We start from the raw sequence: 12,988 nt of genomic DNA on the forward strand, positions 1-12,988 counted from the left end.
GTCTACATTCATAAAAAAGTGTGTTTTTCAATACACTTTTCTCCTGAAAAAGCCGATTCAAGACTTAAACATAACTTGTCTATGTTGTCAAGTTTTATGTTAAGAAAGAAAAATGTTGATAAAGCATAGCTTCCAAAGGGGGGTTAGGGGGGATGGAGAGCGCGGGACAACAGCCAGGAAAGTTAAATAGCTTAACTGGGAATGAGTACCTAAATATTTCGGTTGTAAAGATACAGGTACAATTATTCCTCCCCACACTTCCCACACTTCCTTGACACACTACCGATATTTCTACGGAGTGATAATTTATTAATACTTAATAGTTAATAGTTATAGTTTTCTATTATGATAAAAAAGTCTTTTATTGTTATTATAATAACAACTTGAGAGATAAAATTAATATCAAACCTCCCTCTTAAGAGTTAGGTTTTAATTAACATTTTTTTGATGTGAGATGTGTTGTTAGAAAAACTATAGATTTTGATTCATTAGATAAATAAGTATAATATTAATATGACCAAAAAATCAGGTCTCAAGTCTATCCTTTTGAGAAGACGAAAAAAATTAACTTCAGTATTTTAAGCATAAGGCTTCAACAGTCGGTACTGTTAATGAACTTACGACCCTGAAGACTAACTGATAACTGAAATGACCAGATTAATCAAATTAACTATCTAAGCAATCCTATTGTTACATACTGTGCGATCTATATCGGAACCTATAAATATATACATATACTATTACTATGACTAAAAAGCAACTGGAATATACTTTCGATGTCTAGAATTTTAGGTAATATCTATTGTGTGTGGTCAAATTTGAGAAATTGGCCTTTGTTTAGTAACTTTGTTCTGAATAGATTAGTAGTTTCAAGAAAAAATCAAATTAACTAAATATTATAGAATTAAGATGAGCTATTGTATAAATCCTGCCTGTCCTCAACCTCAAAATCCAAATAGTGTTAAAAAATGTCAAGCTTGTGGTTCAGATTTAATTTTGCGCGATCGCTATGAAATTATTCAACCTCTTGGGAAAGGAGGTTTCGGAGCAACCTTTCTAGCTAAGGATAAATCTTTACCAGGAGATCCAATTTGTGTAATCAAGGAATTACGCCCCTCTACTACAACCCCTGGTGTATTAGAGATGTCACGAAAATTATTTGAGCGAGAGGCAGAAACTTTAGGAAAAATTGGTCATCATCCCCAAATCCCCAGATTATTAGGTTATTTTGAATGGAAGAAACATTTTCATTTAGTTCAAGAATATGTAAGTGGTTCAACCTTAAAACAGGAAGTCAAAAAACAGGGTCTATTTACTGAGGAACAAGCACAACAATTTATAATTGAAATCCTGCCAGTGATAGATTATATTCACACTCAAGAAGTAATTCACCGAGATATTAAACCGGCGAATATTATCCGGCGGAGTCAAGATAGTCATTTAGTTCTGATAGACTTTGGCGCTGTCAAAGATCAAGTTAACCAAACTCACTTCTCAGGTGGTACAGGAGAAACTGCTTTTACAAATATCTCGATCGGTACTTCAGGTTTTGCACCACCAGAACAAATGGCTTTGCGGCCTGTATATGCAAGTGATATTTATGCTTTGGGAGTAACTACAATTTACTTGCTGACAGGAAAAACTCCGAGCAGTCTTGGTTACGATCAGATTCATGGTGAAATTCTCTGGCGTCCGGAAGTGAATGTTAGCGATCGCTTTGGGGAAATTTTGGAGAAAATGTTAGAAGTTTCTGTACGACATCGCTTCCAGTCAGCACAAGAACTTTTAGAGGCTTTGCAGACAAAGAAACCTCAGAAAAAACAGGTACAACCTACTCCAAATGATGCTGTTCAGACTTTCTTGCGAGATGAACCTACAGTTTTTAATGACAGTCAAAATGATGTTTCATGGATGTCTCCCAATAGTCAAATTGCTCAAAAAATTCGAGAACGCAACACTCGTTTAGACAAAAATCCTACTAAGATGAAGCAAGAAGTTACTCAAGGATATTTGACAACAGTATCTCCAAAAAAGAAAGCAGGTAATAAAACACAACAATTAGGTAAAAAAGTTCCGACAAAATGGACGGCAGCAACGTTGCGCAGTGCTTATGTAAAGGGTAAAAGAGATTTTGGTGATTGTAATTTAAGTCGCTTAAATTTGCGTAAAGCTAAGTTGTCTGGAGCTAATTTTTATGGAGCTAATTTACATGAAGCTAATTTAGAAGGTGCAGATTTATCTGATGCTAATCTTGGTCATGTTAATTTAACAAATACTGTGCTGAAAAATGCCAATCTCAATAAAGCTTATTTAAGTACAGCTAGTTTAGCAGGTTGTAACTTGCAAGATGCAGATATGACAAATGCTTATTTGAATGGGGCAAATTTACGGGGTGCTAATTTGTGTGGTGCTAATCTGACAAATGCAATGGTAAGCGATCGTCAACTAGAGGTGGCAAAAACTAATTGGTGGACGATTTTGCCTAATGGTAAAAGAGGATCGGGATTCTAAATTTATGAGAGAGTAGGGAGCAGGGAGTAGGGAGCAGGGAGTAGGGAGTAGGGGAAAAATTTGATGATTTCTGTACGATAATTGATTTTATTTTTGATTTTTGGAGATGTCTATTGGGTGAGTCTGCTTTCTCGATTCTTAGTTCATCTTTTTTTTCTTTTCTCGACTACCTATCATTACTTATTTACCGAAAAATTGGGATAGGTGTCTCGTCCTTCCAGGGCGACTTTTTGATTAAACTCCGCCCGATCAGGCGGGGTTTATCTGGGAAGAAATAAGCTCTAGTATTGAGGTAAGGCAGAAGGAAAGAAAAGGTACTTACGGGAGAAAGTTTTTTGATCGCCTTGCCCGATCAGCTTCCGCAAAATCTTGAGGATATTCGTTTTTATCTGGCAATTTAGGAGTTTGACTATTCGTCTCATTCAAAAGCAAACTACAGTAAGCTACGATTGAAACAGTCATTAAAAAGGCTGTAATTAGAGATTGTTGGCGGAAGGTAGTCTTCATTAAGTAATTAGTCCTTTTTCCAATGAATATTTCTCTATATATCTTCATATTATATTGATATTACACCAGTAATAAACAGATGGTATTTAATCTAACATTAACTTAAATATAAGAGACTGTTTGTAAAATAAGTATTAAGAGATTTGTTGAGTAACTAAAATCTGAAAGTGGTAGTACTTCAAGGGATTGAAATCTGTGAGACACAGCAGAAATAGACCAAGCAGAAAGCGATCGCCGCTTAGAAAGAACCATTCAAGTTATTGGTGTAGGATTAGGAACAGGAGCAATTATTGCCTCTAGCAGTGGTCATATTGATGTACCTTTGACATTCAAATTTACTAGGAAATTAGAAACAATTCATCCTGTTATTTTGACTTTAATTTTAAGCATTTCAGCAACCCTATTAGCAGGAGGAATAACCTGGTATTTAACCCAACCAAAAAACAACAATAGAAAGAATTGATTAATAATATTTTTCTCCAGTAGGGTGTGTTATATCATCAGGACTTACCCAAAGAAACCGGGTTTTTATGATAAATCGTTGTTTTTATAATAGACATCTACGAAAAAACCCGGTTTCTGAGTTTGTCTGGGTAAGTCCTAATCATGTTTGGTAAAATAATTATTATTAGGCTCGTAGTTTTGCTATAGCCCCAGAGATATATTCCGTGGGCTAGAGCAAAACTACAAATAAGCTCATTACTGTAGTTTGTTGGGTTTATCCTGCGGATAAGCTCCGCTAACTTTCCTCAACCCAACCTACATTAAATGTTCTTTTTAATTATTAAATTTATGGTTATGGATGAAGGAGTAATTAAATATCATTGTCATTGGATAAAAGGAGAATCTGTGGGGAGCGATCGCCTCACCGATCTAATGAAAAAACGCGACTTAATGCGTTCTTTGGGATTAATTGGTGTTTACGATAATGGGATTGGTTTTGGTAATGTTAGTCAGAGAATAAATAATTCCGATAAGTTTATTATTTCTGGAACTCAAACCGCTCATTTTATAACTTTAAAACCGGAATATTACACGGTAGTTACTGATTTTAATATCCAGAAAAATAGTCTGACTTGTTGCGGACCTGTTAAGGCTTCTTCTGAGTCTTTAACTCATGCTGCTATCTATTATTATCAACCAGAAATTATGGGTATTATTCATATTCATAATTATCAGCTTTGGCAAAAACTTATGTTTAAAGTTCCTACTTCTAATCCAGATGTTCCTTATGGTACTCCACAAATGGCAAAAGAAATGTTTCGTTTGCTTGATGAAGAGAATTTAGAAGTAGAAAAAATATTAGTAATGGCAGGTCACGAGGATGGGATTATTTGTTTTGGCAAAGATTTAGATGAGGCTGCTAATATTTTGTTGAATTTTATAGATATTGATAATCTTTAAATTCTTGGTAGTGGTGCATTGTAATCGTAGTGTATTGTAATTATTTTTGTGAGGAGACATGGTAGTGGGAGCATCTTGTTCCCGTACTATTCTGTTTACCATTACTATCTACCAAATTCTTAAAAGACTGTTTGTTCAAGGAATATTAAATATCGGTGTTTCCAGAGGTATTTACAATTGAGAAAATATTGAAATGTACATTAATATTATGTCGAGTTGAACAGTTATAATTAAAATTCGTAGTAGGGCTTTATCCCTAAGATAAATATTGCTCAAGCCTTACTACAAACAAAAACTTTTTTATCGCTTATTATCTGGACATCATAATCAAATATTACAGCGGTTTTCATTTCAGTAAACCACAGTAGGGACGTTCCATGGAACGTCCCTACTAGGTTTGAAATGTGAATATGTGGTTCATCAATCTGAAAAGCGCTGTAAATTGTAAATATTTTCTAAAGTTTTATTAGACGGTTGACAAAATGAATAAGTATATAGAAGGTTAAAATTATTAAACAAAAAAATCACAGGAGTGAAATATGAGTAGTGGGAAAAGTCTCCAGCCAACAAAGTATGCCCAACAGAGATATAACATGACTAAACCAGTTGATTTTGATGTAGCCGTGAAATATGGTGGTGCATTAATGGCCATCGCTGGAGCAGATGGCGAGTTAGCAGAAAAAGAATTTCAATGGTATGTTGACGAACAAGCACTATTGATGGTAGATTCTCAAGAATACATTGAAACCCTTCGTAAATTCGATTGGAAAAATGCAAACATAGAAGAGTTATTGAGTGGTATCAGTTACGACTTTCCTATGAATTTTCGCCGAACTATGTTGTATCAAGCAATTAAAATGAGTAGTGCTGATGGAGTTTACCAAGAAAAAGAAAAAGCTGCTGTGGCTAAAGCAGCAGAAATTTTGGGAATTGAGCATAGTATGGTTATTAGTATTGAGTCATTAGCTGAAATGGAAAATGCAAGTGAGCGATTGCGACTTTCTTTATTTGAAACTGATGTTTAATTCTGGTTGAAGTTTTTTTATAGAGGGGTTTCAAAACCCCTCTGCTTTGTGCTTGATAATTTTGTACTTTAAAACGTTCAAAAGAATGAGTAGTTCTACAAACCCAGAAAATATTGTTGAAAATTTTGACTGGAGTCAGCTTTCTCTAGAACAGTTAAAGCTAGTTCAATCTCAAGTAGGCAAAGCGATTAGTCTTAAGAAACAAAACTTAAAATTAACAAAAGATACTACTAATATTAGCAAAAATTATGGGTATAAAGCAACTTTAGCAAAAGTATTTCCTCATAGCTTGCGTAACTGCTTGTCTGGGCATCAGAAGTGTATTTTCGCCATCAGTCTAGGAAGCAAAAATTTTGTTTATAGGGAGCGACTTGAAGCTTGCATCAAATTGATTAGCGAAAATTTTCAGACTTGCTTAGTGCTAGTTGGTGATAGTGTACATCGACTGACAATTGAGGTTAGACAAGGGATAGAAGGAGATGATGCTTGGTTACAGGCAATTCGTACTGGAGAGAAGTTTGTTAATGAAAACTCTTTCTTATTTGAACAATACTCAGAAAACTGTCAATTTGAGTTTAAGATGGCTTCAGAAATTGAAAAGCGATCGGACTACAACATTTACTACGAAGAACTTCAGAGTCTTTATCAAGAAAATCGATCTTTTCAAACCATGGTAAATTCTTTTGCTCAGAAATATCTTAACCGAGGCGAAGAAGTGGTGACAGAGCAACTCGGAGAAGTTCGACAAAAGTATCTAGCAACAACATATTTGCTTGAAGAGTCAGCTCTATTTACCTGTCTTGTTAAACAAGGATGGCTAGTTTTCGTTTATCCAGGATCAATCAAAACTTTTGAAGAAATATCAGAGGGATTACACCCAGAAGTACCTGAACCTCTCAAGCAAATGATCTGGGCAAGTTTACGTCTTAAGAGACTGAATGCTAAAAAAAGTGAGCAGGAAACTGGTGGAGAATAGGCGATCGCTTATTTTCCTACTCGCAATGACAATATTGGATAATCTGTACACAGTAGAGACCTTGCATACAAGGTCTCTACCTCCCTCATTTCTAGAAATACCAAATGGGTTCTATATGTCAATACTAGGACTTACGCAAAGAAACCCGGTTTCTACGATAAATTGTTGTTTTTGACAATAAACATCTACGAGAAACCGGGTTTCTGGGTTCGCATAGCCTTAGTCCTGAATACTTTGAGATTTAATCAGCAAACCCTAATTATCCATTATCCATTACCAAAAAATTTTGGTTTAAAGCCTCCCCTTGGATAGGGGATAATAAATAAAAATTTTCATGATTAGTCAATCCTCTTCTTTTCAAGGAGAGGTAATTATTCATTATTCATTATTCATTATTCATTGTTGAACAAACCACTATGTCTTAACAAAGGTTCAGTATTAGGTTCCCGACCTCGGAAAGTTTTAAACACCTCCATCGGATGCAAACTCCCACCCAATGCTAAAACTGTATCCCTAAACTGCTTACCACAAGTAGCGATCGCCTGTTCATTTTCCAAACCTGCCTCTTCAAAAGCAGCAAAAGCATCAGCACTCAATACTTCTGCCCACTTATAACTATAATAACCAGCAGCATAACCACCAGCAAAAATATGCCCAAACGCACATAAAAATGAATCTTCTGGCAATGGTTGTAAAACAGTAGTAGTCTCAGCAACACGCTTACGCACACCTACCACTGTTTCTTCCCCTCCTGCTTGATAGCGGTGATGGAGTTCAATATCAAGCAAAGCAAAATGCAACTGACGCAACATCCCACTACCGCTCATATAATTTCTGGCAGCCAAAAGTTTCTGATAATAATGTTCTGGCAAAGTCTCCCCAGTTTCATAATGTTTCGCCATTCCGAATAAAGTGGAGCGATCGTAACACCAATTTTCCATAAACTGACTAGGTAACTCGATCGCATCCCACTCCACATTATTAAGACCTGCAGCACCTGCATAATCAACTGTTGTCAACATATGTTGTAAACCATGCCCAAACTCATGGAACAAAGTCTCTACCTCAATAAAAGTCATCAAACTAGGTTTACTATCTACAGGCGGTGTTTGATTACATTGCAAATAAGCTACAGGTAAACGCAAATTAGTTTGACCATTTTCTACAACTTTAGCACGATTTATACAGTCACCCATCCATGCGCCACCTCGTTTTTCAGCGGGGCGACTATAAGCATCAAGATAAAAGTAAGCAATGGGTGTATTATTTTCATCACTAACTTGGAAATAACGCACATCTTCATGCCAAACTGGTGCTTCCCCATCTGCAGCAGTAATATTAATGCCAAATATCCGCTTGACTAAACTAAATAACCCATCAAGAACTTGTGGCAGCGGAAAATATGGTCGCAACTCTTCTGCGGTGAAGGAAAATTTTTCTTCCCGCAGTCTTTCTGACCAAAAACTGGTATCCCAATGTTTGAAGTCATTTGCCTCTGGTGCATTTTTGCTGGCAGCATAAGCTTTCAGGTCTTCTAAGTCTTTGAGTGCAGCATCATAACTAACACTGCGTAGTTCTTCCAATAATTTTTCTACTGCTTCCACACCGGGAGCCATTTTACTAGCAAGACTTAGTTCTGCATAACTATTAAAGCCCAAAATTTCTGTTTTTTGTTCGCGTAGCTCCAGAATGCGTTCAATTAAAGGATAGTTATTTAAGTCTCCACTGTCAGCACGACTAATAAAAGCTTTATATAGTTTTTCTCGCAACTCCCGTTGTTTGCTGTGCTGCATGAAGGGTACAAAACTAGGATAGTCGAGGGTGATGCGCCAAGGTCCGTTTTCTGGAGTAGCGTTTTCGGCTCCATTATCTCTGGCGCCCTGAGCTGCTAGACTTAATAAACTGGGTGGTAAACCGTCTACTTCTTCTTTTTTAGTTAATGTTAAGCTAAAAGCTTTGGTGGCGTCAAGAACATTATTAGAAAATTTGGTAGAAAGTTCTGCTAGTTCTAGTTGAATAGCATTGAAGCGTTCTCGTTTTTCTCCTTCTAAACCTACTCCTGAAAGCTCTGCATCTTTGATGGCAGCTTCAACTATGCGTTTTTGTCCTGAATCTAAGTTTTGCCAGCGATCGCTATTGCTTAAATTTTTAAAAGCTTGATAAAGAGGTTGACTTTGATTTAGTTTATTCGTAAATTCTACAATTTTTGGTTGTACTTCATCATAAGCTTTTCGTAGTTCAGGACTATTTTTAACTCCCATTAAATGTCCTACTATTCCCCAACTCCAAGTTAAACGATCTTCTAATTTTTGTAGAGGTTCTACTAAGTCATTCCAAGTTGGTTTAACTGTTGCTTCTAAGTTGGTTAATTCTTGTTCTAATTCTGTCAGTAGTTCTGTCATTGCAGGTACTACATCTTCTGGTTTGATAGATTCAAAAGGGGGTAGTCCTTTACCAATTAGTAATGTTTTTTTTGTAACTGTCGTACTAACATTCATACGGGGGTTATCTTGATTGCTCATCATTTTATTTTGGATTAAAATATTGTATCATAGCATCTTGCCTGTAACAGTTTTACCGAATAATTAATAATAGACTTCTTGCAGAAGTCAGGGAATAGGGAATAGGGAATAGGGAATAGGGAATGAAATTGTTGATTTCATATCTGGAATTGATTTCATTTTTTATTTTTGGAGATATCTAATGAATAATTAGGGTTTGCTGAAAAAGTCTTATGAGTGAGGGGAGGAGTCAGGAATCAGGTAGGGGAGCAGTGGTATTGGGGAGGTACAGAATAAATGGGAATTATAGAAGTGTGGGAGGTGTGGGAAGTCTGAGAAAAAATATATATTCTCACCATTACTATGCAGGACTACCATGCTTATAAATTTACCGAATAATTAAGGTTTAAAGCCTCTCCTTTCAAGGAGAAAAAAGCGGTCTTTAACGCAGTTTCCCGTAGGGTGGGATGGATAGGTTACCTAACCATATCCAATCGACAAAAAAAATTTTCCTTTTATTCAATCCTCTTCCTTTTAGGGAGAGGTAATTATCAATTATCAATTATCCATTATCCATTATCCATTATCCATTATTAAATTGACTCTTTAGTTTTAAAAAGTTGTTGTTAAATTTAATTTCAGTTTTTTCTTAAACTATTAATATTCAAACTCACTAAAGTAAAGGAATAGCTGGCAGTTCCTTCTTTCGTCTTTCCTACTCCCTAATTTCCAAATATAAAGGTTGATTTTTGACTCTTTCTATCCAATTTTGGATAGCTGGAAACTGTCTTAAATCAAATCCTCCTTCATCAGCAACATGAGTATAAGCAAACAAACAAATATCAGCAATAGTATAGCGATCGCCTACAAAAAATTGATGTTTTTCTAAGTGTTTTTCCATTACACCTAAAGCTGCATAACCTCCTGGTTGTTTTTGTTTGATTTCTGCTTTATATTCCTCTGCTTTTCCCAAAATATTTATCCAATAACGAGAGGTAGCAATATAAGGTTCATAGCTATATTGTTCAAAAAATAACCATTCCATAATTTGAGCTTGTTCCCATTTATTCGTAGGAAAAAATTTAGTTCTGGCACTGAGATAAAAAAGAATTGCATTAGATTCAGATAAAAATTTACCCGGTTCTATTTCTAATACGGGAATTTTACCGTTAGGATTTTTTTGTAAAAATTCTGGGGTGCGACTGTCTCCTTTTGTTATATCAATTTCTATTCTTTTAAAGGGTATTTCTAATTGGGTTAATAGTAAGCGGATTTTATAACAGTTACCAGAGTCGGAAAATTCGTATAATTTTAACATTTTAGTTATCAGTTATTAGTAGCTTATACCATGTCCGGTAGCATCGGTATTGTATAGCAAAGGTAGGGAACAGGGAACAGGGAGAAATACTTAAGAGCAAGAAAAAAAACTTAAATTTCCTGTAGATATTCACTTTGTGGAACAGGCATCTTGCCCTTGTGGAACAGGCATCTTGCCTGTGCCAGTTTACCAGCGGACATTATATAATTTCTCTAATGGATAATGGATAATTATTTTGCTTAAGAATCCTTGTACAAAAATTGAAAATTTTGGGATTTTTATTATCTAAAATAAATAGTATTTCTACAAAGTTTAAAAATTCAATTCATTATCAATTAATGTTCCTCTTTCCTTCTTAGAGAGACTGTATTAGTTTTAGGTCACAATAAGTTCTACCTCTAGTATCTCCACTTAAAATAGTAAATGGTTGTTCTGGTTCTCCTAAATTATCTAATAGTTACTAAATCTATAGAAAAATATTCGACTTAGTTTTAATTAAGTGTTACCTTAACGGGGTGAACTACAACACCCTCTATCCCATTGCTAAAAGCGTTTGGGACTACTTTTCTTATCGGTATTTAAACGAACATTGACATGACTCTTTGTATTTGACACCAGATGATTTTTTTTAATAATAGTATGTTCTACTAACTGTATTATCCCTCCTGTAAACATTTAACGAGCTGTTCTGCAATCCTTTCTCAGTCTAAGATATTTTTAGTTGTTTTCCTATGTTTTTCTATAACAATTAATAAAACTTTACAATACTAGAGTCGCCCCAGTAAAATCTTGATTACGAGTATAATCATTAACAGTCACAATTGTTTTTAATCCTGTTGGCAAAGCTGCTTGTAAACCATTATATGAATCTTCAAATACTATACAATTCTGTGGTTGAATATTCATTTTTTCTAACACATAATAATAAATATCTGGAGCAGGTTTTTTTGCCGGAACTATATCTCCTGCTGCAATTATTTCAAACCAAGAAATACTTTCTTTTCCCAAGGTATGCTCTAATAATGCCTCCACATTTGCTAAAGTGGTAGTCGTAGCGATCGCTAACCGCATTTTATTAGTTCGTGCCTCTTTTAATAATCTTTCCACTCCTGGGCGTAATGGTATAGCACCACTTCCTAATAATTTTCGGTAATAATATGTTTTACTCTTGTGTAGATTAGAAATATATTCTGGCAGTGGAAGTGATACTGAAAACTTTGGTTTATACTGACTAATATAAAAGTTAATCCGTTCTTTGCCACCAGCGATCGCCAGTAATTCTCCATATAAGGAAACTGGCCATTCCCAGTCTAACCCTGCTTCAGCAAAAGCTTGATTAAAAGCTACTCTATGGCCATCTCGTTCTGTATCTGCTAAAGTCCCATCAACATCAAATATTAGGGTAAACGGTTCAGTCATTTCAGTTATCAGTTATCAGTTATCAGTTATCAGTACCTGCTGGAATAGGGAGATTTGAAATACTGAATTTTATTTTTTTTATCTCCTTGAAAGGAGAGGTTTTAAACCTTAATTTTTCGGTAAGGTACGTACATTTTTTTATTTTAGAGAACAGGGAATAGGGTATAAAATAAAAATAGGTGTACCTCCAACGGCCTGAGAAATCGTATAGTATTTTTTTCTAATACAAATTTAAAATTATTTTATACTTAGATCATTTCACTTTCAAGATATCGCAAATAGTTTCAAAGTTATAATGTCAAATAATTCGTTTAAACTATTAGAGTTTCAAAATTTTCTGTCTATTAAATCTTAATTTTTAACTTTTGAATTTTGACTTTTAACTTCCGTAAAACGGTATTAAAACTTACCTTTTAAGTACATTTATTTCGATAAACTAAGTGGTTTTATCTAGCTACTAGGACTATTTATCCCTTTTACCCTGCTCCCCACAAGCTTTTCAGGATTTCCTGATCAGGGATAGCTAAAAAGGAGAAGTAATTATCCATTATCCATTATCCATTAATGAATGATTCCCCAGTATGTTCTCTAATGGGTTGTTTGGAAATTACAGACTGATGAGATGATTGACTAGAATAATTTGTATTTTGTAATTGCCTTACAAGTGTAATTAAACGTTTCAAATGAGGTTTTACCACTTGTGTATTTTGTATTTCCAGATCGTCAATTTTGGCCTGAAGTTGAGATATATCTGCTTGAGGTTCCTTGGCAAATACTTGCATATCCTTTTGCAGATTGGCGATCGCTTCTTCTATCACCAAAAGACGACCATTTACTATTTCCCAATCATTATTATTCAGAGCTTTTTTATCTACGGATGCTAAACTTTTTTGCACAGAAGAAACTGAGTTTTCTAGTGCGCTTAGTTGCTGTTGTATCTCTGAGTCCACAACTTGTATATTGTCTGTCGTGAATTTTTCACTAACTGACTCAATTTCATAAGATAGCTGTTGACGAAGTTTCACTATTACCTTTACAGCATTTTGTTCTAGCTTTTCTACTGAGCTTTGAATTTCTCCTATCTCAGATTTTTGAGATAATAGCATCTGCTGTTCAAATCGATATCTATTAGCCACATTCAGAGATAAGGCCAATGTCATCGGGGCTACTGCGTAAAATGCTTGTCCCGAAACTGCTACCCCAAAAGCACCTAATGCAGAAATAACTATAGTAGCATACTCTGCCAAATTAAGCCAATGCTTTTTATACAAAGTTTTCTTCAGATCACTCCTTAGCAATGAATCTCGATTAAGTTTCATATTTAGTA

General features: G+C 35.0%; 11 protein-coding genes. 5 read left to right on the forward strand and 6 right to left on the reverse strand.

Annotated features, from left to right (window positions below; genetic code table 11):
- Nucleotides 1-99: 99 nt before the first annotated feature.
- Nucleotides 100-267, reverse strand: a complete 168-nt coding sequence (locus F6K40_RS15050; RefSeq protein WP_293137166.1) for a hypothetical protein — start codon at nucleotides 265-267, stop codon at nucleotides 100-102.
- Nucleotides 268-909: 642 nt separating this feature from the next.
- On the opposite strand from F6K40_RS15050, the gene F6K40_RS15055 reads away from it, so the two are divergent.
- Complete coding sequence (locus F6K40_RS15055) at nucleotides 910-2,511, forward strand: serine/threonine-protein kinase (protein WP_293137168.1); 1,602 nt, start codon at nucleotides 910-912, stop codon at nucleotides 2,509-2,511.
- 318 nt (nucleotides 2,512-2,829) lie between these two features.
- On the opposite strand, the gene F6K40_RS15060 is transcribed toward F6K40_RS15055, so the two are convergent.
- The gene (locus F6K40_RS15060; protein WP_293137170.1) at nucleotides 2,830-3,018 is read right to left on the reverse strand and encodes a hypothetical protein; all 189 of its coding nucleotides are present in this window, start codon (nucleotides 3,016-3,018) and stop codon (nucleotides 2,830-2,832) included.
- A 792-nt stretch (nucleotides 3,019-3,810) separates the two neighbouring features.
- On the opposite strand from F6K40_RS15060, the gene F6K40_RS15065 reads away from it, so the two are divergent.
- The 3 genes from F6K40_RS15065 to F6K40_RS15075 all read left to right on the forward strand — a co-directional run bounded on the left by F6K40_RS15065 (nucleotide 3,811) and on the right by F6K40_RS15075 (nucleotide 6,423).
- Nucleotides 3,811-4,422, forward strand: a complete 612-nt coding sequence (locus tag F6K40_RS15065; protein ID WP_293137172.1) for a class II aldolase/adducin family protein — start codon at nucleotides 3,811-3,813, stop codon at nucleotides 4,420-4,422.
- A 539-nt stretch (nucleotides 4,423-4,961) separates the two neighbouring features.
- Nucleotides 4,962-5,447 (forward strand): TerB family tellurite resistance protein, encoded by a 486-nt coding sequence (locus tag F6K40_RS15070; protein ID WP_293137174.1) that lies wholly within the window; start codon nucleotides 4,962-4,964, stop codon nucleotides 5,445-5,447.
- 85 nt (nucleotides 5,448-5,532) lie between these two features.
- A complete protein-coding gene (locus F6K40_RS15075; RefSeq protein WP_293137176.1) occupies nucleotides 5,533-6,423 on the forward strand; it encodes a tRNA-dependent cyclodipeptide synthase in 891 nt (296 codons plus the stop codon).
- A 392-nt stretch (nucleotides 6,424-6,815) separates the two neighbouring features.
- Here F6K40_RS15075 and F6K40_RS15080 read toward each other — a convergent pair whose 3' ends face one another.
- Nucleotides 6,816-8,921, reverse strand: coding sequence for a M3 family metallopeptidase (locus F6K40_RS15080; RefSeq protein ID WP_293137230.1), 2,106 nt, complete (start codon nucleotides 8,919-8,921; stop codon nucleotides 6,816-6,818).
- Nucleotides 8,922-9,157: 236 nt separating this feature from the next.
- On the opposite strand from F6K40_RS15080, the gene F6K40_RS15085 reads away from it, so the two are divergent.
- Nucleotides 9,158-9,310, forward strand: a complete 153-nt coding sequence (locus F6K40_RS15085; protein WP_293137178.1) for a hypothetical protein — start codon at nucleotides 9,158-9,160, stop codon at nucleotides 9,308-9,310.
- Between the two features lie 329 nt (nucleotides 9,311-9,639).
- Here F6K40_RS15085 and F6K40_RS15090 read toward each other — a convergent pair whose 3' ends face one another.
- The 3 genes from F6K40_RS15090 to F6K40_RS15100 form a co-directional block, all read right to left on the reverse strand.
- Nucleotides 9,640-10,242: a glutathione S-transferase family protein gene (locus tag F6K40_RS15090; RefSeq protein ID WP_293137180.1), complete on the reverse strand. Its 603-nt coding sequence runs from the start codon at nucleotides 10,240-10,242 to the stop codon at nucleotides 9,640-9,642.
- Between the two features lie 759 nt (nucleotides 10,243-11,001).
- Nucleotides 11,002-11,661, reverse strand: coding sequence for an HAD family hydrolase (locus tag F6K40_RS15095; RefSeq protein WP_365671527.1), 660 nt, complete (start codon nucleotides 11,659-11,661; stop codon nucleotides 11,002-11,004).
- Between the two features lie 554 nt (nucleotides 11,662-12,215).
- Nucleotides 12,216-12,932 carry a hypothetical protein gene (locus F6K40_RS15100; protein ID WP_293137182.1) on the reverse strand — a complete coding sequence of 239 codons (717 nt, stop codon included), beginning with the start codon at nucleotides 12,930-12,932 and terminating at the stop codon, nucleotides 12,216-12,218.
- Between the last annotated feature and the right edge of the window lie 56 nt (nucleotides 12,933-12,988).

Source organism: Okeania sp. SIO3I5, from assembly GCF_010672085.1.
Classification (GTDB): domain Bacteria; phylum Cyanobacteriota; class Cyanobacteriia; order Cyanobacteriales; family Microcoleaceae; genus Trichodesmium.

Coding starts and splice junctions, on each gene's coding strand:
- F6K40_RS15090 (WP_293137180.1), bottom strand. CDS start 10,242: ATGTTAAAATTATACGAATTTTCCGACTCTGGTAACTGTTATAAAATC.
- F6K40_RS15070 (WP_293137174.1), top strand. CDS start 4,962: ATGAGTAGTGGGAAAAGTCTCCAGCCAACAAAGTATGCCCAACAGAGA.
- F6K40_RS15065 (WP_293137172.1), top strand. CDS start 3,811: ATGGTTATGGATGAAGGAGTAATTAAATATCATTGTCATTGGATAAAA.
- F6K40_RS15085 (WP_293137178.1), top strand. CDS start 9,158: ATGAGTGAGGGGAGGAGTCAGGAATCAGGTAGGGGAGCAGTGGTATTG.
- F6K40_RS15080 (WP_293137230.1), bottom strand. CDS start 8,921: ATGAATGTTAGTACGACAGTTACAAAAAAAACATTACTAATTGGTAAA.
- F6K40_RS15060 (WP_293137170.1), bottom strand. CDS start 3,018: ATGAAGACTACCTTCCGCCAACAATCTCTAATTACAGCCTTTTTAATG.
- F6K40_RS15095 (WP_365671527.1), bottom strand. CDS start 11,661: ATGACTGAACCGTTTACCCTAATATTTGATGTTGATGGGACTTTAGCA.
- F6K40_RS15055 (WP_293137168.1), top strand. CDS start 910: ATGAGCTATTGTATAAATCCTGCCTGTCCTCAACCTCAAAATCCAAAT.
- F6K40_RS15075 (WP_293137176.1), top strand. CDS start 5,533: ATGAGTAGTTCTACAAACCCAGAAAATATTGTTGAAAATTTTGACTGG.